1 protein-coding gene is annotated in these 337 nt (G+C 68.8%); it reads right to left on the reverse strand.

Annotated elements, in window-relative coordinates:
- On the reverse strand, positions 1-337 hold a 337-nt coding region (locus tag MXD60_RS26365), incomplete at both ends, for a DDE-type integrase/transposase/recombinase (protein ID WP_248822402.1).

Raw genomic sequence — 337 nt, forward strand, 5'->3', positions numbered from 1 at the left:
CGGCTTTCAGGCGGCTGTGGTCGGATTCGATCCGATTGTTCTCCCGTGCGGCATCGACGTGGCAGGCCCCGGGAAGCGGTTCGTCGAGGACCCGAGGGTAGACAGGGGCCTTGTCGGTGGTGACCTCGACCGGCCGGCGGCCGTGGGTCGGTGCCGCGGTGAAGAACTTTCGGGCCGCGGCCTGGTCGCGTCGTTCGCTGGCGACGACGTCGATGACCTGCCCGGGCTGGTCAACCGCCCTGTACAGGTACGTCCGCCGCCCGGCGACCTTGACGTACGTGTTGAGTCGGCCTGGAGCGCGGTGCTGACGTTGCCGCCAGTCCGTTTCTCCAGACCG

Origin of the sequence: Frankia sp. AgB32 (genome assembly GCF_023243045.1) — a bacterium.
Taxonomy (GTDB): domain Bacteria; phylum Actinomycetota; class Actinomycetes; order Frankiales; family Frankiaceae; genus Frankia.